A 20,161-nucleotide genomic window follows, 5' to 3' on the forward strand; every position below is an offset into this window, starting at 1 on the left:
GATCCTGCCGGGTGCCGCGACGCCGACGGGCGTGTTCCTGCTCCGCCAATACATGCTGACGCTGCCAAAGGATCTGATCGAGGCCGCGCGCATGGACAAGGCCTCCGAGTGGCAGATCTATTGGCGCATCGTCATGCCGCTGACCCTGCCGGCGCTGGCGGTTCTGGCGATCTTCTCGATCATGTGGCGCTGGAACGAATTTTTGTGGCCGCTCGCGGTCCTGACCAAGACCGAGGTCTACACGCTCCAGATCGCGCTCAATGCCTTCCAGGGCGAGCTCCAGACCCAGTGGCATTACCTCCTTGCGATGACGGTCGTGACGCTTGTTCCCGTCGCCCTCGTCTTCGTGTTCCTGCAGCGCTTCATCACGACGGGCATCGGCTCGACGGGAATGAAATGACCGATCGGGTGAACAACCATGGCTGACCTGACACTCACGAGCGCGCGAAAATCCTTCGGCAGCATCGACGTGCTGCATGGCATCGATCTCGCCGTCAAGGATGGCGAATTCGTCGTCTTCGTCGGCCCCTCCGGCTGCGGAAAGTCGACGCTGCTGCGCGTCATCGCCGGCCTCGAAAACGTGACCAGCGGCGAGATCCATATCGACGGCGAACGCGTCACCCACCTGCCCGCCTCCGACCGGGGGCTGGCCATGGTGTTCCAGTCCTATGCGCTCTATCCGCATATGAGCGTCCGCAAGAATATGGGCTTTGCGCTCGAAAACATGGGACTGAAGCCACAGGAGATCGCGACGCGTGTCGACCGCGCCGCGGCCATGCTGCGTCTGACTGACTATCTCGACCGCAAGCCCAAGGCGCTGTCCGGCGGCCAGCGCCAGCGCGTCGCCATCGGCCGGGCCATCGTGCGCGATCCGAAGATTTTTCTGTTCGACGAGCCGCTGTCCAATCTCGACGCAGAGCTGCGCGTGGCGACGCGCAAGGAGCTCGCCGCCCTGCATGCCGATATCGGCGGCACGATGATCTATGTCACGCACGACCAGGTCGAAGCCATGACGCTCGCGGATCGCATCGTGGTGCTCAACGCCGGCCGGATCGAGCAGGTCGGCACGCCGCTCGAGCTCTACAACCGCCCCGCGAACGCCTTCGTCGCGGGCTTCATCGGCTCGCCCCGCATGAATTTTCTGCCCGCGACCGTGCTGTCCGACGACGGCACGCTGCGCCTCAGCGTCGGCGAGCGCGAGGTCGCGCTGCCCCGCGCCGCGTCCGGCCTCGCCGCCGGCGCGCGCGTGACGCTCGGCATCCGCCCCGAACACATCGACATCGCGCACGACACGGGGATGCTGGCCGCAACCGTCGATCTCGTCGAGCAGCTTGGCGGCGAGACCTTCATCTATGCCACCGCGCCCGGCCTGCCGCAGATCACGCTGCGCCAGGATGGCCAGTCGCGGTTCGACCGCGGCGATGCCGTCGCGATCCGCTTCGCCCCCGACCACCTGCATATTTTCGACGCGACCGGCGCGGCTCTCGCCAAGCCGTGATCGTCCCCCGGAGCCTGATCAAATGAAAGCCCTGACCCATGGCCGCTTCCGCGGCCTCGATGGCCACGCCGCGCTGTTCGACCTCGCGACCGGGCCGGCGGCGGCCCCGCTCGCCAGCTTGCGCGTCGCCATCCTCGAGCGCGACATCGGCCGCGTCACCCTGCGCCGGCCGGAGGGCTATCGGCTCGATCGCGGCTGGGCGATCGCGCCCGATCGCACCGAGCCGCCGTTCGAGGGCCGGCAGCGCGACGACATCTCGGGCTTTGCGAATCCGGCCGCGACCGTGGCGGAGGATGGCGGCATCGTCACGCTGACTGCTGCGGGTCTTCGCGCTCAAATTCGGCTCGATCCGTTCGGCATCGCCTGGTACCGCGACGGCGAGCAGCAGCCCTTCCTGAGGGATCGCCCAACCCAGGCCTATCTGCTGTCGCGCAAGACAGCCGCCTTGATGCATGCGATGGAACGGCACGACGACGAACGCCATTACGGGCTCGGCGACAAGACCGGTCCGCTCGATCGCACCGGCCGGCGCTTTGCGATCGATGCCGTCGACCCCTGCGGCTTCGATGCCGAATTGTCCGACCCGCTCTACAAAATGCTGCCGTTTGTCATCGTCGACGGCGCGCGCGGCGCGCACGGCATCTTCTACGACAATCTCGCGCTCGGCGCGGTCGACCTCGGCTGCACCATCGACAACTACCACGGCCTGTTCCGGACCTATCGCGCCGAGGACGGCGACCTCGACTATTACGTGCTTGCTGGGCCGAGCGTGCCCGACGTCACGCGCCGGTTTTCCTGGCTGACCGGCGGACAGGCCTTTGCGCCGCGATGGTCGCTCGGCTTCGCGATGACGACCATGACCATCGCCGACGCCCCCGATGCCGACCGGCGCATCACCGCCTTCATCGAGGATTGCCGGCGCTATCGTATCCGTTGCGACAGCTTTCACTTCGGCTCGGGCTACACCTCGATCGGCAACCGTCGCTACGCCTTCAACTGGAATCGCGAAAAATTCCCCGATCCGGCCGCGACCATGGCGCGGCTCAAGGCGGCCGGCATGCAGCCTGTCACCAACCTAAAACCCTGCTTGCTCGACGATCATCCAAGAATCGATGAAGCTAAAGCGCGCGGCATTTTGGTCGCCGACGGCGAGACCGGCGAGCCGGCCGTCGCGCAATTCTGGGACGGCCTCGGCTTCCATGTCGACTTCACCAACCCGGCAGGACGCAAGTGGTGGGCCGACGGCATCCGCGACGCGCTGCTCGCCTTCGGCGTGACGTCGGTCTGGAACGACAACAACGAATACGAGATCTGGGACGAGGATGCGGCCTGCAACGGCGACGGCCGGCCGTTCCCGCAGGCCCTGGCGAGACCCGCACAGGCGCTGTTGATGCACAAGCTCGCCTACGAGACCCAGGCCGCGCAGGCACCCGGCAAGCGCCCCTATACGATCACGCGCGCCGGCAGCGCCGGCATCGCACGCTACGGCCAGACCTGGAGTGGCGACAACGAAACCGCCTGGAAGTCGCTGCGCTACAATCTGATCCAGGGCCTGAACATGAGCCTGTCGGGGTTTTACAACACCGGCCACGACGTCGGCGGCTTCCACGGCCCTTCGCCGGGCCCGGAATTGTTGTGCCGCTTCGTCGAGTTCTGCGCGCTGTGGCCGCGCATGGTGATGAATTCCTGGAAGGACAGCGGCATCGTCACGACGCCGTGGATGCATCCGGACGTGCTCCCGCAGGTGCGATCCACCATGGAGCTTCGCCACAGCCTCATCCCCTATCTCTACACGCAGATGTGGCGCGCGGCGCTGGACGACGTACCGCCAGTGCGGCCGCTGTTTTGGGATTTCGCTTCGGACGCGAATGCAGCGGCAGTCGAGGACGCGTTCATGCTCGGCCCCGATCTGCTCGTCGCGCCCGTGCTCGACGAGGGCGCGACGAGCAGAAAAGTCTATCTGCCCGCCCATCCCGGCGGCTGGTATGACTGGCATGATGGCACGGCATTCGAGGGCGGGCGGACCATCACCGTCGCAGCGCCTCTGGGCCGCCTCCCCGTCTTCGCACGCGCCGGCGCGATCGTTCCGGTCGAGGACGAGAAGGGACTGACGGCAGTCGCGTTCGGAGCGCCTGACGGACAAGGCTCAGGCCTCGTTTATGTCGACGATGGCGAGACGGCGGATTGGCGCAAGGCAGGCCGCACCATCGAATTCCGCCTGCGCCGCGATGAGATTGGCGTGGTTCTCGATGTCAGTGGAGAGTTGGCGACATCGATCCGCGTCCGTGGCGTCGGCGTACCAAATCTGCGCCTTGCCGGGACAGCCGAGTGAGCCGCGAAGCCGGCCTCAATCGCAACCTGGTCCCGATGCATCGAGCGCGGGTCCAGCGCTCGTCTTCTCAAACGACAAAATCCGCGCTGGATTAGAAATTTGATTGGAATGGTGCCCAGGGGCGGAATCGAACCACCGACACTGCGATTTTCAGTCGCATGCTCTACCAACTGAGCTACCTGGGCGTACCCGACGAGAGGGCGCAAGGCCCATCGAGCGGGCGGTTTATAGTGGGCTGAAGGCTGCCTGTCCACCCGGCTTCGCGAAGTGGCTTCGCCGGGCGCGGCGGGGGTGTTGACAACGGCGGCCTGGATGCTCGCCGCGCCCGCAACGCATTGATAAGACGACGCTATTCATCATCCTCGACCGCATTGTCACGACCGGGGATGACGTAGCTGCCTTTCAGCCAGCGGTTCAGGTCGACGTCGCGGCAGCGCGAGGAGCAGAACGGGCGGGTGGCGTGTTCGGCCGGCTTGCCGCAGATCGGGCAGGACTTGAGCGGGGGAAGCGGCGTTTTGGCTTGGTCGTGCATGATCGGCGCAACTTACACGAAGTTTTGGGGTCAAATGCGCAGTCGCGGACAGGTTCCTGAGGCCGATTCCGCGGGCGTTCTGCGGGGCCGGTCTACTGTGCATGGGGTTGTTTTCGACGTCTTTTGCAAGGCCGCTCAGATGCCGGCAGCGTTGAGCCAGCCGAAGCGAATGGGGAAGCCCTCGCCGCCGAGCAGGGTCGTGGTCTCGTAGAGCGGCAGCCCGACGACGTTGGTGTAGGAGCCGACCATCTTGACCACGAAGGAGCCGGCGATGCCCTGCACGGCGTAGCCGCCGGCTTTGCCGCGCCATTCGCCGGAGCCGATATAGGCCTGGATGTCGTCCTCGGAGAGCCGCTTGAAGCGCACCCTGGTCTCGACCAGGCGCTGGCGGAAGGCCTCTCGCGGGGTGACGAGGCAGATCGCGGTGTAGACGCGATGGTTGCGCCCCGACAGCAGCCGCAGGCACTGCGCGGCCTCGTCCACGAGGTTGGCCTTGGGCAGGATGCGGCGGCCGACCGCCACCACCGTGTCGGCGGACAGAATGAAGGCGCCACGCAGCTCGTCATCGAGCTGGACTGACTTCAGGGCCGCATCGGCTTTGGCGCGGGCCAGGCGATTGGCGCAGGCGCGCGGCAGCTCGCCCCGCTTCGGCGTCTCGTCGACATCGGCCGGCCGCAGGGCATCGGGCTCGATGCCGGCCTGGTTGAGCAGCGACAGGCGCCGTGGCGAACCGGAGGCAAGAACGAATTTGGGGCGGCCGAGCATCAGGTGATTTTGGGAGGACGAAGCAGGGGTGGATTTGCGCGCGGAACCTATCGGAAGGGGGCTGGATTCACAACCCAGGAACCCGGACCGGACTGACTGATTCGACGGGTCCGAGAAGCCGTGTGCCCGCGGTCTGTGACGCCGGTGTTACGTCACCCGCTCGCCGCGCCGACTTTGGCGAAGCGGCGGCGGATGCGCATCAGGAGCTGGTCGCAGACGTCGCGATAGGCGGCGAGCTTCTGGTCGCGACTGCCTTCGATGGTGGTCGGATCCTGCGTCGGCCAGTATTCGACGTCGGCCGCGAGCGTGCGGGTCAGCTCCAGCGCCTTGTGGTGCGCCTCCGGCGACAGCGTGATGATGAGATCGAAATTCAGCCCTTCCCAGTCCTCCAGCTCCTCAAACGTCTGCGGCTTGTGGGTCGAGATGTCCTGGCCGAGCTCGGCCATCACAGCGATTGCGAACGGGTCGAGCTCGCCCTTCCGGGCGCCGGCGGACTTCACGTAGAGCCCTTGCGGGAACATGTGCTGCAGCAGGCTCTCGGCCATCGGCGAGCGCACGCTGTTCATCGCGCAGGCGAACAGCACCGATTGCGGATCGCGTGCGCGTGGCGGACCCGCCATCGCCGCTTAGCCTTCTTTGGTCGAGGGCATGGCCTTGTCGGAAAACCGCTGCACACTTTTCCGGGCCATGCCCTAGCCCTTCCAATGAAGAACAGTAATGAGCGTGAACAGCCGGCGCGAGGTTTCGAAATCGACCCGCACCTTGCCCTTCAGCCGCTCCTGCAGCGTGCGCGATCCCTCGTCATGGATGCCGCGGCGGCCCATGTCGATGGCCTCGATCTTGTCCGGCGTCGCGGTCCGGATCGCCTGGTAGTAGCTGTCGCAGATCATGAAATAGTCCTTCACGATCCTGCGGAACGGCGTCAGCGACAACAGATGCGCGACGACAGGCGTGCCGTCCTCGCGGCGGATGTCGAACATCAGCCGGTTGCCGGTGATGCCGAGATGCAGCGTGAACGGACCCTGCTCGCCAGCGCCTTCCGGTGCGAACAGGTTCTGCTCGATCAGGTCGTAGATCGCGATCGCGCGCTCATGCTCGATGTCAGGCCCCGAACGGCCGATCGATTCCTCGTCCAGCGTGACGCCGACGATGCGGTTGTTGGAGTCGTCCTGTTCGGGCGGCTTGGTCATGACAGATTGAGGCGCAATCCCACCGAGCGCGAATGGGCGTCCAGCCCCTCCGCCTTGCCGAGAGTCATGGCAGCAGGACCCAGCGCGCGCAACTGGTCCGGGCCGCATTTCAGGATCGAGGTGCGCTTCATGAAGTCGTGCACGGACAGCCCCGAGGAGAACCGCGCCGAACGCGCCGTCGGCAGCACGTGGTTGGAGCCGCCGACATAATCGCCAATCGCCTCCGGCGTATGCGCGCCGAGGAACACCGCGCCGGCATTGCGGATTTTTGCGGCCAGCGCGTCGGGATCATCCGTCATGATCTCGAGATGCTCGGCGGCGATGGCGTCCGCGAGCGGGATGGCCTCGTTCAGGTTCTTGACCATGATAATGGCGCCGAACTCGGCCCAGGAGGCACCGGCAATCGCCGCGCGTGGCAGCGTCTTCAACTGTGCGGCGACGGCAGCCTCGACGTCGGCGGCGAGTCTGCCTGAGTCCGTGATCAGGATCGATTGCGCGCTCGCGTCGTGCTCGGCCTGCGCCAGCAGATCGGCGGCGATCCAGTCGGCATTGCCGGTGTCGTCGGCAATGACAAGCACCTCGGACGGACCGGCGATCATGTCGATGCCGACCTTGCCGAACACCAGCCGTTTTGCGGCGGCGACATAGGCATTACCGGGGCCGACGATCTTTGCGACCGGCGCGATCGTCGCGGTGCCATGGGCGAGCGCGGCGACAGCCTGCGCGCCGCCGACGCGATAGATCTCGGTGACGCCGCCGAGCTTTGCGGCCGCCAGCACCAGCGGATTGAGCTTGCCGTCAGGCGACGGCACCACCATCACGAGGCGCGAGACGCCGGCGACCTTGGCCGGCACCGCGTTCATCAGCACCGAGGACGGATAGGCGGCGGTGCCGCCGGGCACGTAGAGGCCGGCGGATTCGATCGCGGTGTAGCGCCAGCCGAGCTCGACGCCGAGCGGGTCGGTGAAGCGCTCGTCCTTCGGCAACTGGCGCGCGTGATAGGTCTCGATGCGGTCGCGGGCGAGCTTCAGCGCGTCCAGCGTGGTGGCATCGCAAGCCTTCACGGCAGCGTCGATCTCGGCGGCCGAGACGCGCAAGGAGGCGGCGTCGAGCTCCAGCCGGTCGAACTTCTTGGTCGCCTCGATCAGCGCGGCATCCCCGCGCTTCGCAACATCATCGACGATGGCGCGCGCGGCGGCCTCGACGTCGGCCGAAACCTCGCGCTTGGCGGCGAGGAAGGTCGCGAATCGCTGGTCGAAATCGGCGCTGCTGCGGTCGAGACGAATGGGCATTTTGGCGTGTCGTTGTCCGGTGTCGGGAGGCACTTTCAGGCCCCCTGCTCAATGGCGCGGCGGGCCAGCGGCGTCAACCCTCGGGGTTTCCTTTGGGGTTTTCCTTGAGGGCGACCTCGCCCTCCTCCCCGGTCCCGAGATCGTCGGCCCCGAGGTCGGTCAGCTCGCATTCCAGGCATTCGACATCCAGCCGGATGGCGCCGCCATGGGCAAACAGCAACAGCGCGCTGCCGCCGGGGGCGTCATGGGCGTGGAATTCGATACCGACGAGATCCAGCACCTTCTCCGGCGTGGCAAGGTCGATGTTGCGCGATTTGCAGGCGAGCACGCGGTCGAACCGAAGCGCGGCGACCAGCCGGCTCGGTTCGGCCTCGCCGTGCAGCGCCTGCTCCCAGTCGAGCCGGTTGAGGCCGACCACCAGCCGCTTCTCGCCCTGTCGCCAGATGATGTCAGACGTCTGCACCCGCGCATCCTGCACATGGGTGGAGATGACCGCGAGGTCATCGGCGTCGAGCGCGATCAGTTTGAGCTGGGGAGCCATGGCCGACACTTTTAACGTCGCGGCAACGGGCCTGTTCCATCGCGCCGCGGCGCGAGACTATCACGCCGCGGAGCCGTCACAAGTTGAGCCGGCGCCGGCCTTAGCCCTTGAAGAACGCCAGGAGCTCGGCGTTGATGGTCGCCGTTTCCGTGGTCGGCATGCCGTGCGGAAAACCCTTGTAGGTCTTCAGCGTGCCGTTCTTCAACAGCTTGGCCGACAGCGGTGCGGAATCGGCGTAAGGCACGATCTGGTCGTCGTCGCCATGCATGACCAGCACCGGCACGTTGATCTTCTTGAGGTCCTCGGTGAAGTCGGTCTGCGAGAAGGCGACGATGCCGTCGTAATGCGCCTTCGCGCCGCCCATCATGCCCTGACGCCACCAGTTCTGGATCACGGCTTCCGACGGCTTTGCGCCGGGCCGGTTGTAGCCGTAGAACGGCCCCGCCGCGATGTCGCGGTAGAAGCTGGAACGGCCGGCGGCGAGCTGAGCCTGGAGATCGTCGAACACGCTTTTGGGCAGGCCGCCCGGATTGGCCGCCGTCTGCACCATCAAAGGCGGCACCGCCGACAGAATCGCGGCCTTCGTCACCCGGCTCTCGCCGTGGCGCGCGATGTAGCGCACGACCTCGCCGCCGCCGGTGGAGTGGCCGACATGGATGGCGTTCTTCAGGTCGAGATGCGCTGTCACCGCTGCGAGATCGTCGGCATAGTGATCCATGTCGTGGCCGTCGGCGACCTGCGCGGAGCGGCCGTGACCGCGGCGGTCATGGGCGATGACGCGATAGCCTTGCCCAAGGAAGAACAGCATCTGCGCGTCCCAATCGTCCGACGACAGCGGCCAGCCATGGCTGAACACGATCGGCTGGCCCTTGCCCCAGTCCTTGTAGAAGATCTCGACGCCGTCTTTGGTGGTGATGGTGGGCATGACTGACCTCTTTTTCATGGAGTCATTCCGGGGCACGCGTTAGCGTGAACCCGGAATCTGGAGTTTGTTGCGCGAGATTCCGGATTCGCCCTTCGGGCGCCCCGGAATGACGAGGCGATTGACTCAGGCGAACGCGATCGGCCGGAAGCGGCGCCAGGTGCCGATGATGACGATCACGAAGAACACCAGTGCCACGCCTTGCGCGACCGCGAACACGGGACCGGCGGGCGGGTTCGGCGGCACCGCCGGCGCGAGCGCGGCGAGCGCCGGGATCTTCAGGAACGACTGCGTGATCAGCACGAAGACGTTGAGATAAAGCGACACCAGCGCGGTCACGACATAGACCGGACGCCAAGCGCCCGACAGTTTCATCACATACAACGCAAGGCAGGCGACCGCGAGCAGCACCAGCGAGAGGATGCCGACCATGTGCGAGGGCAGCAGCTCCTTGAACGGAAACAGGAAGCCGGTGGCGCTGGTCAGAATCGTGAAGAGCAGGAAGATCGCGGTCAGTCCCGGCTGCGATTTCGAGCCGAGCATGCCGAACATCACGATGAGGCCCGCGACGATGGCGATCAGACTGATGATGACATGGACCAGTGTGAACGCAGCCAAACTCATGCCAAGGACCATGACACTCTCCCCATTGAGATACCTGTCAATGGTATTACGGTCCTCATCGGGATTCTACATGCGATCTTGCCACACGCTTGAGGCGAGCCATGCGTTCGCCGTTTACGGCGGCAAACGCATGCACGCATTTTTTGCAAGACCGTCACATCAGACAGCGGACTTTCGACGAAAGTTGAATCGATCTTGCGTGGATCAGACTTCCTTGGTGTCGAAGATCAAGAGGTCGGCGCCGCCGCTTGCGAACTTCGGAACGTCGCCGCCGGCTGCCTTGCCCGCTTCGCTGGCAAAGCCGGCCTGAATGTCGGCGAGGCTGTCGAAGGAGAGAATCGCGACGAGATGGACTCCGGACGGCCCAGTCGGCGAATTAACCGGTCCTTTGCTGATCGCATATTTCTTCAGGCCCGGAATCTTCTTCGCCAGCGGAATGTGCGTCTCGGCGTAATATTTGTCGAAGGCAGCAGCATCCTTGGGCGTCTTGTAGAGCACGACGACTTCAGCCATTTAGTCCTCCCGTTGAAAAATTCGTTCTGTTGTTGGGTGAGGCGATAGTCCGCATTGGCCAGCGAGAAGGCAAGCCGCATCCCATCGCCTCTCGCTTGCCTTTTCCTTGACTAAAGCGCCGGTTTTGCGGCGTCGCCGAGGAAGCCGTGCAGGGAGGCCACGACCTGCGCGCCCTCGCCGATCGCGCCGCCGACGCGCTTGACGGAGCCAGAGCGCACGTCGCCGACGGCGTAGACGCCGGGCACCGATGTCTCCAGGGGCGCAACAAGCCGGCCCTGGTTCTGCTCGGACTGCGCGCCAGTGACGACGAAACCGCCGCGATCGAGCGTGACACCGCAGCCGTCGAGCCAGTTGGTGGCTGGATCGGCGCCGACGAACAGAAAGAGGTTTTTGATGTCGGCGCTGTCCTCGTCCGGCGAGAGCCGGCTGCGCCAGCGAATGCGCCGCAACAGCGAGGCCTCGTCGCCCTCGAGCGCGGCGACCTCGGTGTTGAACAAGAGCTCGATGTTCGGCGTCGCTTCGATGCGCTCGATGAGATAGCGCGACATGCTGGCACCCAGCCCGCCGCCGCGGATGATCATCAGTACTTTCTTAGCATGACCGGAAAGGAACACGGCCGCCTGCCCCGCCGAATTGCCGGCACCGACAAGCGCGACCTCTTCACCGGCGCACAGCTTTGCCTCGACAGGCGAGGCCCAGTACCAGACGCCGCGGCCTTCGAACTTGTCGAGGTTTTCGATCTCCGGCCGGCGATAGCGCGCACCGCTTGCAACCACGACGGAGCGCGAGCGCAGGAGATCGCCGCAGTCGAGCGCCAACGAGAAGGCGCCGGAGTTGCTGCGGGAGCAATCCAGCGACTTTACCGTCATCGGGATCATGATGTCGGCGCCGAACTTTTGCGCCTGGGTGAAAGCGCGGCCGGCGAGCGCCTGGCCGGAGATGCCGGTCGGAAAGCCCAGATAGTTCTCGATGCGCGCACTGGCGCCAGCCTGGCCGCCGAAGGCGCGGGTGTCGAGGACGGCGACCGAAAGTCCTTCGGACGCTGCATACACCGCGGTCGCAAGTCCCGCAGGTCCGCAGCCGACGATCGCGACATCATAGATGCGATCGTTCTTGGGCCCGCCGATCATGCCGATGGCGCGGCCGAGCTCGGTCTCGCTCGGGTTGCGCAGCACGGTGCCGCCGGCGGTCACGACCAGCGGCCAGTCCTCGGGCTTCGGTGAGTAGCGTGCGATGATATCGGCCGCGTCATGCTCGGTGGCGGGATCGAGCAGATGATGCGGCTGACCGTTGCGGGTGAGGAAGCTCTGCAGACGAACCACGCCGGCCGAATGCGACGGACCGATCAGCACGGGGCCGCCGATACCGCCCTGGATCAGATTGACCCGGCGCAGGATCAGCGCGCGCATGATGCGCTCGCCAAGCTCGGCCTCGGCGACGAGCAGCGCGCGCAGGCGGTCCGGCGGAATCAACAATGTCTCGACATCGCCATCGGCCGTGCCGTCGACCAGCGCCGGCCGCCCGGAGAGCTGGCCGAGCTCGGCGAGGAATTGGCCGGGACCCTGATCGATGACGGGCGTGACGTGACCGAGCCCGTCACGCTGGGTGATCGAGACGTGGCCCGAGAGCACGACGAACATGCCCGGCCCCGGCTTGCCGGTTTCGAACAGACGCTCGCCGCTCTTGTAACTTTTGACGTCGCCAAAATGGCGCATGCGCGCGATCTCGGCATCGGTCAGCGTCGGGAAGGTCTGCTCGGGACGCGTGAAGCGCGAGATCAGCGTGTCCTGATCGGATTGTTGTGGTTCGCCATCCTGCGCCATCGTCACTCCAGTCCATTCCAAAATCAATCGCCGGTCTTTCCGGCGGCCCCCTCATGTGGGGTGGCGTCGTCATTGTGCGAGGGCTCGGCCGGCTTGGTGCGCTCGCGGGCCTGCATCTTTCGCCGCTTCAAATTTTCGCGCAGGGCTGAGGCGAGGCGGTCCTGCTTAGTGTCGCGGTGGCCTGGCGCTGTTTTGTCGGTGTCTTTGGTCATCTCGGGATCTGATTTCGTCGAGGAGGTCGGCGACACCATGCCATCGGCGAGCGACGGCTCAAGGGGCCTTGAGCGGGCCGATGCAATCAGGCTGCCAGATTGGGGCGAATTCCGGATGGCCGCCAACTGGCCAGTTGGCTGGGGGCGACGGGAACCAAATCGGACGAAAGCCGAGCGTTTCGCATCGAAATGACCCGTTTGAGCCCGGGATCGGGCCGATTTTGTCGATTTGCCCGGGCAAGTGCGCTTGCACAGAGGGGGGGCTTGTGGCAGATATCGGCCCGCTTGGTAGGCCCCTCTGGCGGCCGATTCTTATCCCAGCATCTGCTGCCGTAGCTCAGTGGTAGAGCACTCCATTGGTAATGGAGAGGTCGACAGTTCAATCCTGTCTGGCAGCACCATTCTCTGGCTCCGCCTCCTCCTTCACCAGCGTCAGCAGCTTCAGCGTCAGGAACGTGAAGACCGCAATCGTCACGGCGACGTCGTAGCTACCGAGGCCGACGGAAACGCCGATCGCGCCGGTGGCCCACAGGCTCGCCGCGGTCGCCGTGCCTTGCACGGAATCGCCCTTCTTGAGGATCGCACCGCCGCCGATGAACCCAATGCCGGTGATGAGGCCTTCGATCACCTTTGCCATGCCGTCAGGTGAATGGATTAGCAGGGCCTCGCTCGCCTGCACGAAACCGCAACTCGCCATCGCAACCAGTGGAAAGGTACGCAAGCCCGCGCTGCGCGCCCGCTTCTCGCGATCCCAGCCGATCGGCACCGCCAGAATGAAGGCGCATGCCAGCGCGAGGAAATGGGCTCCGATCTGAAATCTGTCCACGTAGGCCTCGATGCTTCGCGACCTAACGACCAGGACGCGAAGCAGTTCCGCTCAAGAAACGGCTGCGCACCTCGCGATGCGCAGCCGCGTCCGTCTCGTTCAGCTCACACGCCCGTCTGCGTGATGAACTTGGTGTTGAAATAACCTTCCATCGCCTCGGTGCCGCCTTCCGAGCCGTAGCCGGAATCCTTGATGCCGCCGAACGGCACTTCGGGGAGAGCAAGACCGAAGCTGTTGATCGACATCATGCCGGCTTCGACCGCGGACCCAATCGCGGTTGCGGTCTTGGTCGATGAGGTGAAGGCGTAGGACGCCAGACCAAACGGCAGGCGGTTGGCTTCCTCGACGACCTCGTCGAAGCTCGAGAAGCGCGAGATCAAAGCGAGCGGGCCGAACGGCTCCTCATTCATGGCGCGCGCGTCCTTCGGCACGTCGCTGACGACGGTCGGCTCGAAGAAATAGCCCTTGTTGCCGACGCGTTTTCCCCCGGTCTCGAGCTTGGCGCCCTTGCCGACGGCATCCTGCACCATGCCTTCGATCGCGGTGACGCGGCGCGGATTGGCGAGCGAGCCCATCTTGCTGTCGGGATCGAGGCCGTTGCCGACCTTCATCGCCTTTGCGCCCTCGACGAACTTGTCGACGAACTCCCTAAACACGGCGTCCTGCACCAGCATGCGGGTCGGCGAGATGCAGACCTGGCCGGCGTTGCGATATTTCGCGGCAGCCAGGATCTTCGCGGCCGAGGCGACATCAGCGTCCTTGAACACGATTGCCGGCGCGTGGCCGCCGAGCTCCATGGTGGCGCGCTTCATGTGCAGACCGGCGAGCGCATTGAGCTGCTTGCCGACATTGGTCGAGCCGGTGAAGGAGATTTTCCGGATCACCGGATGCGGGATGAGATATTCGGAGATCTCCGCCGGCACGCCATAGACGAGGTTGATGACGCCGTCGGGCACGCCTGCGTCCGCAAAGGCACGGATGAGCTGCGCGGGCGAGGCCGGGGTCTCCTCAGGCGCCTTGACGATGATCGAGCAGCCGGCGCCGAGCGCGGCCGAGAGTTTGCGCACGACCTGGTTGATCGGGAAATTCCAGGGCGTGAAGGCCGCGACCGGGCCGACCGGCTCCTTCATCGCGAGCTGGTAGATGCCGGGGCCGCGGGCCGGGATCAGGCGGCCATAGGCGCGCTTGGCTTCCTCAGCGAACCATTCGATGACATCAGCGGCGGCCATGGCTTCCATCTTGGCTTCGCCGAGCGTCTTGCCCTGCTCCATCGTGAGCAGTGGTGCGATCTCGTCATTGCGCTCGCGCATGATCGCGGCGGCCTTGCGCATGATGCGGCAGCGCTCGAACGGCGCGACATTGCGCCAGACCTTGAAGCCCGCGGCGGCCGCGGCCAGCGCCTCGTCGAGGTCGGCCTTCCCTGCATGGGCGACGGTACCGATCACCTCTTCGGTGGCGGGATTGAGGACTTCAATGACTTTGCCCGACTGGGCCGGACGCCATTTGCCGCCGATGAAAAGCTGCGTGTTCGAATAGGCCAATTGTCTCTCCCTGTGACGTGTTTTGCGTTGGCTTGGCTGGTAGACGATGGGGCCCCATCCGGGGACACCTCTAGCATGAAGAGGGCGGCCGTCTCACGCGTCAAATCTGCGTGCAACGCTGCCGTGACAAATTGCGCTGCATCCGGCCCCCTTGCGACCGGGCGCGCCCTCGCGGCAGACTGGTCCTTCATAACAGGAGAAGATCATGGCATCGCATGACGGGAAACCATTGTCAGGCCAGGTGGCGCTGGTGACGGGCGCGGGACGCGGACTCGGCCGCGCCTTTGCGGAAAAGCTCGCCGCACTCGGCGCTGACGTTTCGATCCACGGCATGCGCGAGAACGGTCCGGCCGAATATGGCGAGGGCACCACGCTCACGGCGGTTGCCGCCGAAGTCGGCAGGAGCTTTGGTGTGCGCACCTGCCGCGTGCTCGGCGATCTCACCAAGGGCGAGGACATTTCACGCGTGATCGCGGAGACGGAAGCCGCACTCGGCCCGATTCATATCCTCGTGCACAATGCCGGCGGCGATATCGCAGCCGCCGGCGGCAAGCCCGATCCGAATGATGCCGTCAACATTAGGGAAGCTGACGTGCGCGCGGTGCTCGAGCGCAATCTGCTCTCGACGATCTTGACCTGCCAGGCGGTGGCGAAGGCCATGATGGAGCGGCGGCGCGGTCGCATCGTCACGCTCGGCTCGGTCGCGGCCTTCAAGGGCCGTACCAACGGTTCGATCTATGCGGTGGCCAAGGCCGGCGTCACGCATTACACGCGCTGCCTCGCCGACCAGCTCCGCGCCTACGACATCGCCGTCAATTGCATCGCGCCCGGCGACACCCGCACCGGCCGCTTCCTCGGCACCCGCGCGGTCGATCCGGACCGGATGGTCGAGACCGGCACGCTCGATCGCATCGCGACCGTCGACGAGGTCGCACGCGTGGTCGAGTTCTTCGCAGGCCCGATGGGCGCCTTCGTCTCGGGCCAGGTGTTGCGCATCGACGGCGGCGGCCAGGCCTGGCCGGCGTGATTCCCGAACAACATGGTTGATGAATGGTAAACATCGCGGCGGCACCAGCCAAAATATGGTTCGCGGCCGCATGCAACGCGAGGTAGCGAATCGCGATTCGCCGTGATTCCATGTCGTCGCCAAAATTGGGAATGTTCGGCGGGGACTGGGAATGCGGTTGGAATCGAAGGCGGCGCTGTCGGCGTCGCGCGGGTTTCTCCTTGGGAGCGTCTCGCTCCTTGCGCTGACCGGCACAGCACTCGCCGCCGATCTCACGACCGCCAAGGCCCCTCCGCCGCCGATCGCCGCGTCCTGGGCCGGCTTCTATCTCGGCATCCACGGCGGCTATGCCTGGCAACGCGACTCCTTCTCGCAGTCGCAGGCCTTTGCGCTCGCCACGCCGCAATCGATCAACGGGATCAGCGCGAGCGGCGCCGTCTACGGCGCGCAAACCGGCTATATTTGGCAGTTCGGCCGTGCCGTCACCGGCCTCGAGCTCGATTTTTCCGCGACCGGCCTGAAAGGCAGCAATGCCGTCAGCGAGACCGTCGGCACCGATACCGCGACCATCACGCGGACCGAGAAGGTGCAGTATCTCGGCAGCGCCCGCGCCCGCCTCGGCTGGCTGCCAACGCCCAATCTGCTGCTCTACGGCACCGCGGGCCTCGCCTGGGAGCGCCTCGATTCGACGGCGGAGACGCTGCGGACGTCCCCTGTGGGCTCGACCTTCTCGTCGACGCGCACGCCGACGGACAAGTTCGGCTGGGTCGCAGGCCTCGGCGTCGAGGCGATGCTCGGCCATCCGAACTGGATCGGCCGCGTCGAATATCTGCATTACAATTTCGGCCAGAATGTCGATGCGTCGGCGCTGACGGCCGCGATCGGCCAGGTCAACTCGACCTCGGGCGCGCAGACCATCGACCTCGTGCGCGCCGGCGTGTCCTACAAGTTCGGCGAGACAGCGCGGTTTTCGCCCGTGCCTTACGCGAAGGCGCCGGTGATGGTGTCGCCGCGCACGCCGTGGGCCGGCTTCTACATCGGCGCTCATGGCGGTTACGGCTGGGCGGACGATCCCTTCAGCCAGTCGCTGGTGCTGCTGGACTTCGCGCCCGACGGTGCGCTGCACGGCCCCAGATCAAAAGGCTGGGTTGCCGGCGGCCAGTTCGGCCACAACTGGCAGTATGACCGTGTCGTCGCAGGCCTCGAGGCCGATCTCAGCGCGGCCGACATCAAGGGCAGCACCAATACGGCGGTGCTCGCGGCGGGCGGAACGGTCTCCGCGCTCAGGTTCGACGAGAAGGTGAAGTATCTCGGTTCGGTGCGCGGCCGCCTCGGCTTCACGCCGATCGACAGCCTGCTCCTGTATGGCACCGCCGGCCTCGCCTGGGAGAAGATGGAAGTCGCCCAGGTGCGGCAGGACACGACGGGCACCGGCGTCACCAGCACCACCTTCAACACGCCGAGCGACCGCTTCGGCTGGGTTGCCGGCGTCGGCGGCGAAATGATGCTCGGCAGCACCAACTGGATCGGGCGTCTCGAATATCTGCATTACGATTTCGGTCGCGTGCGCAGCGATTCGAACCTGCTCCTCGTCGCGCCGCCATTCCCGAACTTTTCGGCAACGAGCTCCGCAGGTCGCCAGACCATCGACATCCTGCGCGCGGGCGTGTCCTACAAATTCGGGCCGGAGGCCGCGACGCCCGTCACCGCGCTCGCCTATGCGAAGGCAGCACCTCTCGCGCCCCTGCAGAGCTGGGCGGGCTTCTATCTCGGCGCCCATGCCGGCTATGGCTGGAAGGAGAACGATTTCTCCTGGAATTTTAGCGCACCCGGAGGTTTTGTCGGTGGCATCAAGTCGAGCGGCTGGCTCGGCGGAGGCCAGGCCGGCTATAACTGGCAATATGGACGTGCGGTTGCCGGCCTCGAGATCGACGGCAGCGCCACCGGCATCAAGGGCTCGTCGCCGACCGTGCTCGAGCTCACCACCATCGCGACGCTGTCGGACAACGTCAAATATCTGGGCTCGCTGCGCGGCCGCCTCGGCTTCACGCCGTCGAGCAGCTGGCTGCTCTACGCCACCGGCGGCCTCGCCTTCGAACGCGTGCACCGAACCGAAGCGACAGCGAGCACGATTCCGGGCCCTGTCACCGTCGCGGTGATCGAGAGCGCGCGCAATCATTTCGGCATCGCGGCCGGCGCCGGCGTCGAGAGTTTTATCGGCGGCTCGAACTGGATCGCGCGGCTCGAATATCTGCACTACGATTTCGGCAAGGTGGAAGCCACAACCACCATCGCGACGACCGAGCCCGGCGGCACGCCCACCACCGATCGCGGCGGCCGGCAGACCATCGACACGGTTCGCGCCGGGCTGTCCTACAAGTTCACGCCGTAACACAAGATCAGTCGCTCGCGCTGATCGTGATCGCGCCTGGCGCATGCGCCAGCGCGCGGTCGACGATCATGACTGCGCAGATCGCATGCGCCACGATAAGCAGCACCGCCAATGTAGCAAGCAGCGGGCTGAACCTGTTCGGACGGGGGTCTACGGGTTGACCGGCCCGCAGCGGCTGCGACGTCGGGCCAAGCCGCGCTGTGACGTCGGACACAGCCATCAGAGGCGCATTCCCGGAAAGAATATGCGCAGCCTGGCGGCGCCGCGACTCGTGCATGGCCGCGAGCAATCCTGCCAGGAGGCGTCGATTTCTAGCGGAGGTTGTATTCCTATCCCGAAATGGCATGGCAGGCATCCTTCCGTCGCGATGAACCAAGGATGCTCCTCGCCGGACTCAAAGACTCGACCGTTATTCTCATTTTGTCTTTTGAATCGCTTGATTTTCTCGTGAGGCCAGAGTTCCCGGTGCAATTTCTGTTTGGGGATCATCGACTTGATACCGACAGGCGCGAGCTGAGCCGGAGCGACGCTCCCGTTGCAGTGGAGCCGCAGGTGTTCGACCTCGTCGTCCACCTGATGGAAAATCGCGACCGCGTGGTGACCAAGGAAGAGCTGATCGACAAGATCTGGCACGGGCGCTCCGTTTCGGAGTCCACGCTCACCAGCCGGATCAATGCGGCGCGCAAGGCCGTCGGCGACAGCGGCGCGAACCAGGCCTTGATCCGAACCATCGCGCGAAAGGGGTTCCGCTTCGTCGGCGATATCGAGCTGCGCGTAGCCCAAGCTCACGCGATGGAACCCGTGAATGGTCACGAGCGGAAGGACAATCTGGCCGCGCTGCCGCTGCCGGACCGGCCGGCGATTGCGGTGCTGCCTTTCACCAATATGAGCGGCGACCGCGAGCAGGATTACTTCTCTGACGGGATCAGCGAGGACATCATCACGGCGCTGTCAAAACTGCGCTGGTTCTTCGTGATCGCGCGCAACTCGTCCTTCATCTACAAGGGCCGCGCGGTGCATCTCAGCGAGATCGCCCGCGAGCTCGGCGTGCGCTATGTGCTCGAAGGCAGCGTGCGGCGAAGCGGCGACCAGGTGCGCATCTCCGCGCAGCTCAACGACGCCTCCACCGGCAGCCATCTCTGGGCCGAGCGCTACGACCGCAGTATCGCCGACGTCTTCGCCGTGCAGGACGAGATCACCGAGGCCATCGTCGCCGCGATCGAGCCGCAGCTCTACGCCGCCGAGAGTTTTCGCGCGCAGCAGAAGCCGCCGGGCAGTCTCGACGCCTGGGATCTCGTGATGCGCGCGCTGTCGCATTTCTGGCGCATCACGCGCGAGGACAATTTTGCTGCGCAGGCGCTGCTCGACAAGGCCATCGCCATCGACCCGCGTTACGGCAAGGCGCTCGGGCTGCTCGCGACCAGCCATATTTTTGGCGCTCATATGGGCTGGGGCGGCATGGGCACGGCCGTGCCGATCGCCGAGCGCGCGGCGCTCGCGGCCGTCGAAGCCGATGGCGAGGACGCCTGGGCCCATCACGGGCTCGGCTACACCCATCTGTTCCAGCGCCGTTTCGACGACGCGATCGCGGAGTTCGAGATGGGGCTGCGCCTCAATCCCAACTTTGCGATGGCGCAGGCCTTCTATGGCGTGGCGCTTTGCTACTCGGGCCGCTGGCAAGATGGCGATGCAGCGGCGCGCCGTGCGCTGCGGCTCTCACCGCGCGATCCGTTCTCGGCGATCTATTACGGCATTGCCGCCTACGCCCAGTTCATCGGCCGCAACTATGACGACGCGATCCAGCTCGCACGCGAATCGCTGCGCCAGCGTGGCGATTTCGTCGGCGCCCATCGCGTGCTGACGGCCTCCGCCGGCATGTCCGGTCGGCATGCGCTTGCCGCATCAGCGCTGGAAGGATTGCACCGCGCCCAGCCCGGCGTCACGCTCGCCTGGATCACCAATGAGCTACCGATGAAGCGCGCGGCCGATCGGGAGCATTATCTGGAAGGGCTGCGGCGGGCGGGGATGGAGTAGAGTTTTCGCGCAGTCGCATACGCTTCCACACCGTCATGGCCGGGCTTGTCCGGTTGGGCGATTAGCATAGACTGAGGCTCATCTGTCGATGATCTTGAAGGACGGGCTCGGGCACGTC

Annotated in this window: 20 protein-coding genes and 2 tRNA genes; 7 read left to right on the forward strand and 15 right to left on the reverse strand. The window is 65.4% G+C overall.

Features of this window, described 5'->3' with window-relative positions; genetic code table 11:
- From C2U70_RS26830 to C2U70_RS26840, 3 genes are all read left to right on the forward strand, one after another.
- On the forward strand, positions 1–400 hold a 400-nt coding region (locus tag C2U70_RS26830), incomplete at its 5' end, for a carbohydrate ABC transporter permease (RefSeq protein ID WP_140981636.1).
- 18 nt (positions 401–418) lie between these two features.
- Positions 419–1,498: an ABC transporter ATP-binding protein gene (locus C2U70_RS26835; protein WP_140981637.1), complete on the forward strand. Its 1,080-nt coding sequence runs from the start codon at positions 419–421 to the stop codon at positions 1,496–1,498.
- Between the two features lie 22 nt (positions 1,499–1,520).
- The gene (locus C2U70_RS26840; RefSeq protein WP_140981638.1) at positions 1,521–3,830 is read left to right on the forward strand and encodes a glycoside hydrolase family 31 protein; all 2,310 of its coding nucleotides are present in this window, start codon (positions 1,521–1,523) and stop codon (positions 3,828–3,830) included.
- Positions 3,831–3,939: 109 nt separating this feature from the next.
- On the opposite strand, the gene C2U70_RS26845 is transcribed toward C2U70_RS26840, so the two are convergent.
- The 12 genes from C2U70_RS26845 to C2U70_RS26900 form a co-directional block, all read right to left on the reverse strand.
- Positions 3,940–4,015, reverse strand: a tRNA-Phe gene (locus tag C2U70_RS26845).
- A 164-nt stretch (positions 4,016–4,179) separates the two neighbouring features.
- Entirely contained in the window at positions 4,180–4,362 is a 183-nt protein-coding gene (gene yacG, locus C2U70_RS26850; RefSeq protein WP_140981639.1) for a DNA gyrase inhibitor YacG, read from the reverse strand.
- A 135-nt stretch (positions 4,363–4,497) separates the two neighbouring features.
- Positions 4,498–5,127 carry a Maf-like protein gene (locus tag C2U70_RS26855; RefSeq protein WP_140981640.1) on the reverse strand — a complete coding sequence of 210 codons (630 nt, stop codon included), beginning with the start codon at positions 5,125–5,127 and terminating at the stop codon, positions 4,498–4,500.
- Between the two features lie 152 nt (positions 5,128–5,279).
- Positions 5,280–5,747 carry a low molecular weight phosphatase family protein gene (locus C2U70_RS26860; RefSeq protein WP_140981641.1) on the reverse strand — a complete coding sequence of 156 codons (468 nt, stop codon included), beginning with the start codon at positions 5,745–5,747 and terminating at the stop codon, positions 5,280–5,282.
- 72 nt (positions 5,748–5,819) lie between these two features.
- The gene (locus C2U70_RS26865) at positions 5,820–6,317 is read right to left on the reverse strand and encodes a UPF0262 family protein (RefSeq protein WP_140981642.1); all 498 of its coding nucleotides are present in this window, start codon (positions 6,315–6,317) and stop codon (positions 5,820–5,822) included.
- Positions 6,314–7,609 carry a histidinol dehydrogenase gene (hisD, locus tag C2U70_RS26870; protein ID WP_140981643.1) on the reverse strand — a complete coding sequence of 432 codons (1,296 nt, stop codon included), beginning with the start codon at positions 7,607–7,609 and terminating at the stop codon, positions 6,314–6,316. Before hisD ends, C2U70_RS26865 begins: the two co-directional genes overlap by 4 nt.
- A gap of 73 nt (positions 7,610–7,682) precedes the next feature.
- The gene (locus tag C2U70_RS26875) at positions 7,683–8,150 is read right to left on the reverse strand and encodes a DUF2948 family protein (protein ID WP_186294495.1); all 468 of its coding nucleotides are present in this window, start codon (positions 8,148–8,150) and stop codon (positions 7,683–7,685) included.
- A 100-nt stretch (positions 8,151–8,250) separates the two neighbouring features.
- Positions 8,251–9,075, reverse strand: coding sequence for an alpha/beta fold hydrolase (locus C2U70_RS26880; protein WP_140981645.1), 825 nt, complete (start codon positions 9,073–9,075; stop codon positions 8,251–8,253).
- 123 nt (positions 9,076–9,198) lie between these two features.
- Complete coding sequence (locus C2U70_RS26885) at positions 9,199–9,708, reverse strand: hypothetical protein (RefSeq protein ID WP_140981646.1); 510 nt, start codon at positions 9,706–9,708, stop codon at positions 9,199–9,201.
- A gap of 192 nt (positions 9,709–9,900) precedes the next feature.
- On the reverse strand, positions 9,901–10,209 hold the full coding sequence (locus C2U70_RS26890) for an EthD family reductase (protein ID WP_140981647.1): 309 nt from the start codon (positions 10,207–10,209) through the stop codon (positions 9,901–9,903).
- A 110-nt stretch (positions 10,210–10,319) separates the two neighbouring features.
- Positions 10,320–12,032, reverse strand: coding sequence for an FAD-dependent oxidoreductase (locus tag C2U70_RS26895; protein WP_140981648.1), 1,713 nt, complete (start codon positions 12,030–12,032; stop codon positions 10,320–10,322).
- Between the two features lie 23 nt (positions 12,033–12,055).
- A complete protein-coding gene (locus tag C2U70_RS26900; RefSeq protein WP_140981649.1) occupies positions 12,056–12,244 on the reverse strand; it encodes a hypothetical protein in 189 nt (62 codons plus the stop codon).
- A gap of 326 nt (positions 12,245–12,570) precedes the next feature.
- Here C2U70_RS26900 and C2U70_RS26905 point away from each other — a divergent pair.
- Positions 12,571–12,645: transfer RNA gene (locus C2U70_RS26905), tRNA-Thr, on the forward strand.
- Here C2U70_RS26905 and C2U70_RS26910 read toward each other — a convergent pair.
- The gene (locus tag C2U70_RS26910; protein ID WP_140981650.1) at positions 12,624–13,070 is read right to left on the reverse strand and encodes an MgtC/SapB family protein; all 447 of its coding nucleotides are present in this window, start codon (positions 13,068–13,070) and stop codon (positions 12,624–12,626) included. The genes C2U70_RS26905 and C2U70_RS26910 overlap by 22 nt on opposite strands.
- Before the next feature lie 104 nt (positions 13,071–13,174).
- Positions 13,175–14,611: an NAD-dependent succinate-semialdehyde dehydrogenase gene (locus C2U70_RS26915; RefSeq protein WP_140981651.1), complete on the reverse strand. Its 1,437-nt coding sequence runs from the start codon at positions 14,609–14,611 to the stop codon at positions 13,175–13,177.
- Between the two features lie 205 nt (positions 14,612–14,816).
- On the opposite strand from C2U70_RS26915, the gene C2U70_RS26920 reads away from it, so the two are divergent.
- Both C2U70_RS26920 and C2U70_RS26925 read left to right on the forward strand, forming a co-directional pair.
- Positions 14,817–15,638: an SDR family NAD(P)-dependent oxidoreductase gene (locus C2U70_RS26920; RefSeq protein WP_140981652.1), complete on the forward strand. Its 822-nt coding sequence runs from the start codon at positions 14,817–14,819 to the stop codon at positions 15,636–15,638.
- A 151-nt stretch (positions 15,639–15,789) separates the two neighbouring features.
- Entirely contained in the window at positions 15,790–18,009 is a 2,220-nt protein-coding gene (locus C2U70_RS26925; protein WP_140981653.1) for an outer membrane protein, read from the forward strand.
- A 7-nt stretch (positions 18,010–18,016) separates the two neighbouring features.
- On the opposite strand, the gene C2U70_RS26930 is transcribed toward C2U70_RS26925, so the two are convergent.
- Entirely contained in the window at positions 18,017–18,229 is a 213-nt protein-coding gene (locus C2U70_RS26930) for a hypothetical protein (RefSeq protein WP_140981654.1), read from the reverse strand.
- 245 nt (positions 18,230–18,474) lie between these two features.
- Here C2U70_RS26930 and C2U70_RS26935 point away from each other — a divergent pair, with 245 nt between their 5' ends.
- Complete coding sequence (locus C2U70_RS26935) at positions 18,475–20,043, forward strand: winged helix-turn-helix domain-containing protein (protein WP_140981655.1); 1,569 nt, start codon at positions 18,475–18,477, stop codon at positions 20,041–20,043.
- The last annotated feature ends 118 nt before the right edge of the window (positions 20,044–20,161 follow it).

This window comes from Bradyrhizobium guangdongense (assembly GCF_006483445.1).
GTDB classification, from domain to species: domain Bacteria; phylum Pseudomonadota; class Alphaproteobacteria; order Rhizobiales; family Xanthobacteraceae; genus Bradyrhizobium; species Bradyrhizobium guangdongense_A.

Bases quoted from the DNA above. Each gene is read 5' to 3' on its own strand.
- C2U70_RS26835 (WP_140981637.1), top strand. From the start codon at position 419: ATGGCTGACCTGACACTCACGAGCGCGCGAAAATCCTTCGGCAGCATC.
- C2U70_RS26840 (WP_140981638.1), top strand. From the start codon at position 1,521: ATGAAAGCCCTGACCCATGGCCGCTTCCGCGGCCTCGATGGCCACGCC.
- yacG (WP_140981639.1), bottom strand. From the start codon at position 4,362: ATGCACGACCAAGCCAAAACGCCGCTTCCCCCGCTCAAGTCCTGCCCG.
- C2U70_RS26855 (WP_140981640.1), bottom strand. From the start codon at position 5,127: ATGCTCGGCCGCCCCAAATTCGTTCTTGCCTCCGGTTCGCCACGGCGC.
- C2U70_RS26860 (WP_140981641.1), bottom strand. From the start codon at position 5,747: ATGGCGGGTCCGCCACGCGCACGCGATCCGCAATCGGTGCTGTTCGCC.
- C2U70_RS26865 (WP_140981642.1), bottom strand. From the start codon at position 6,317: ATGACCAAGCCGCCCGAACAGGACGACTCCAACAACCGCATCGTCGGC.
- hisD (WP_140981643.1), bottom strand. From the start codon at position 7,609: ATGCCCATTCGTCTCGACCGCAGCAGCGCCGATTTCGACCAGCGATTC.
- C2U70_RS26875 (WP_186294495.1), bottom strand. From the start codon at position 8,150: ATGGCTCCCCAGCTCAAACTGATCGCGCTCGACGCCGATGACCTCGCG.
- C2U70_RS26880 (WP_140981645.1), bottom strand. From the start codon at position 9,075: ATGCCCACCATCACCACCAAAGACGGCGTCGAGATCTTCTACAAGGAC.
- C2U70_RS26885 (WP_140981646.1), bottom strand. From the start codon at position 9,708: ATGGTCCTTGGCATGAGTTTGGCTGCGTTCACACTGGTCCATGTCATC.
- C2U70_RS26890 (WP_140981647.1), bottom strand. From the start codon at position 10,209: ATGGCTGAAGTCGTCGTGCTCTACAAGACGCCCAAGGATGCTGCTGCC.
- C2U70_RS26895 (WP_140981648.1), bottom strand. From the start codon at position 12,032: ATGGCGCAGGATGGCGAACCACAACAATCCGATCAGGACACGCTGATC.
- C2U70_RS26900 (WP_140981649.1), bottom strand. From the start codon at position 12,244: ATGACCAAAGACACCGACAAAACAGCGCCAGGCCACCGCGACACTAAG.
- C2U70_RS26920 (WP_140981652.1), top strand. From the start codon at position 14,817: ATGGCATCGCATGACGGGAAACCATTGTCAGGCCAGGTGGCGCTGGTG.
- C2U70_RS26925 (WP_140981653.1), top strand. From the start codon at position 15,790: ATGCGGTTGGAATCGAAGGCGGCGCTGTCGGCGTCGCGCGGGTTTCTC.
- C2U70_RS26930 (WP_140981654.1), bottom strand. From the start codon at position 18,229: ATGGCTGTGTCCGACGTCACAGCGCGGCTTGGCCCGACGTCGCAGCCG.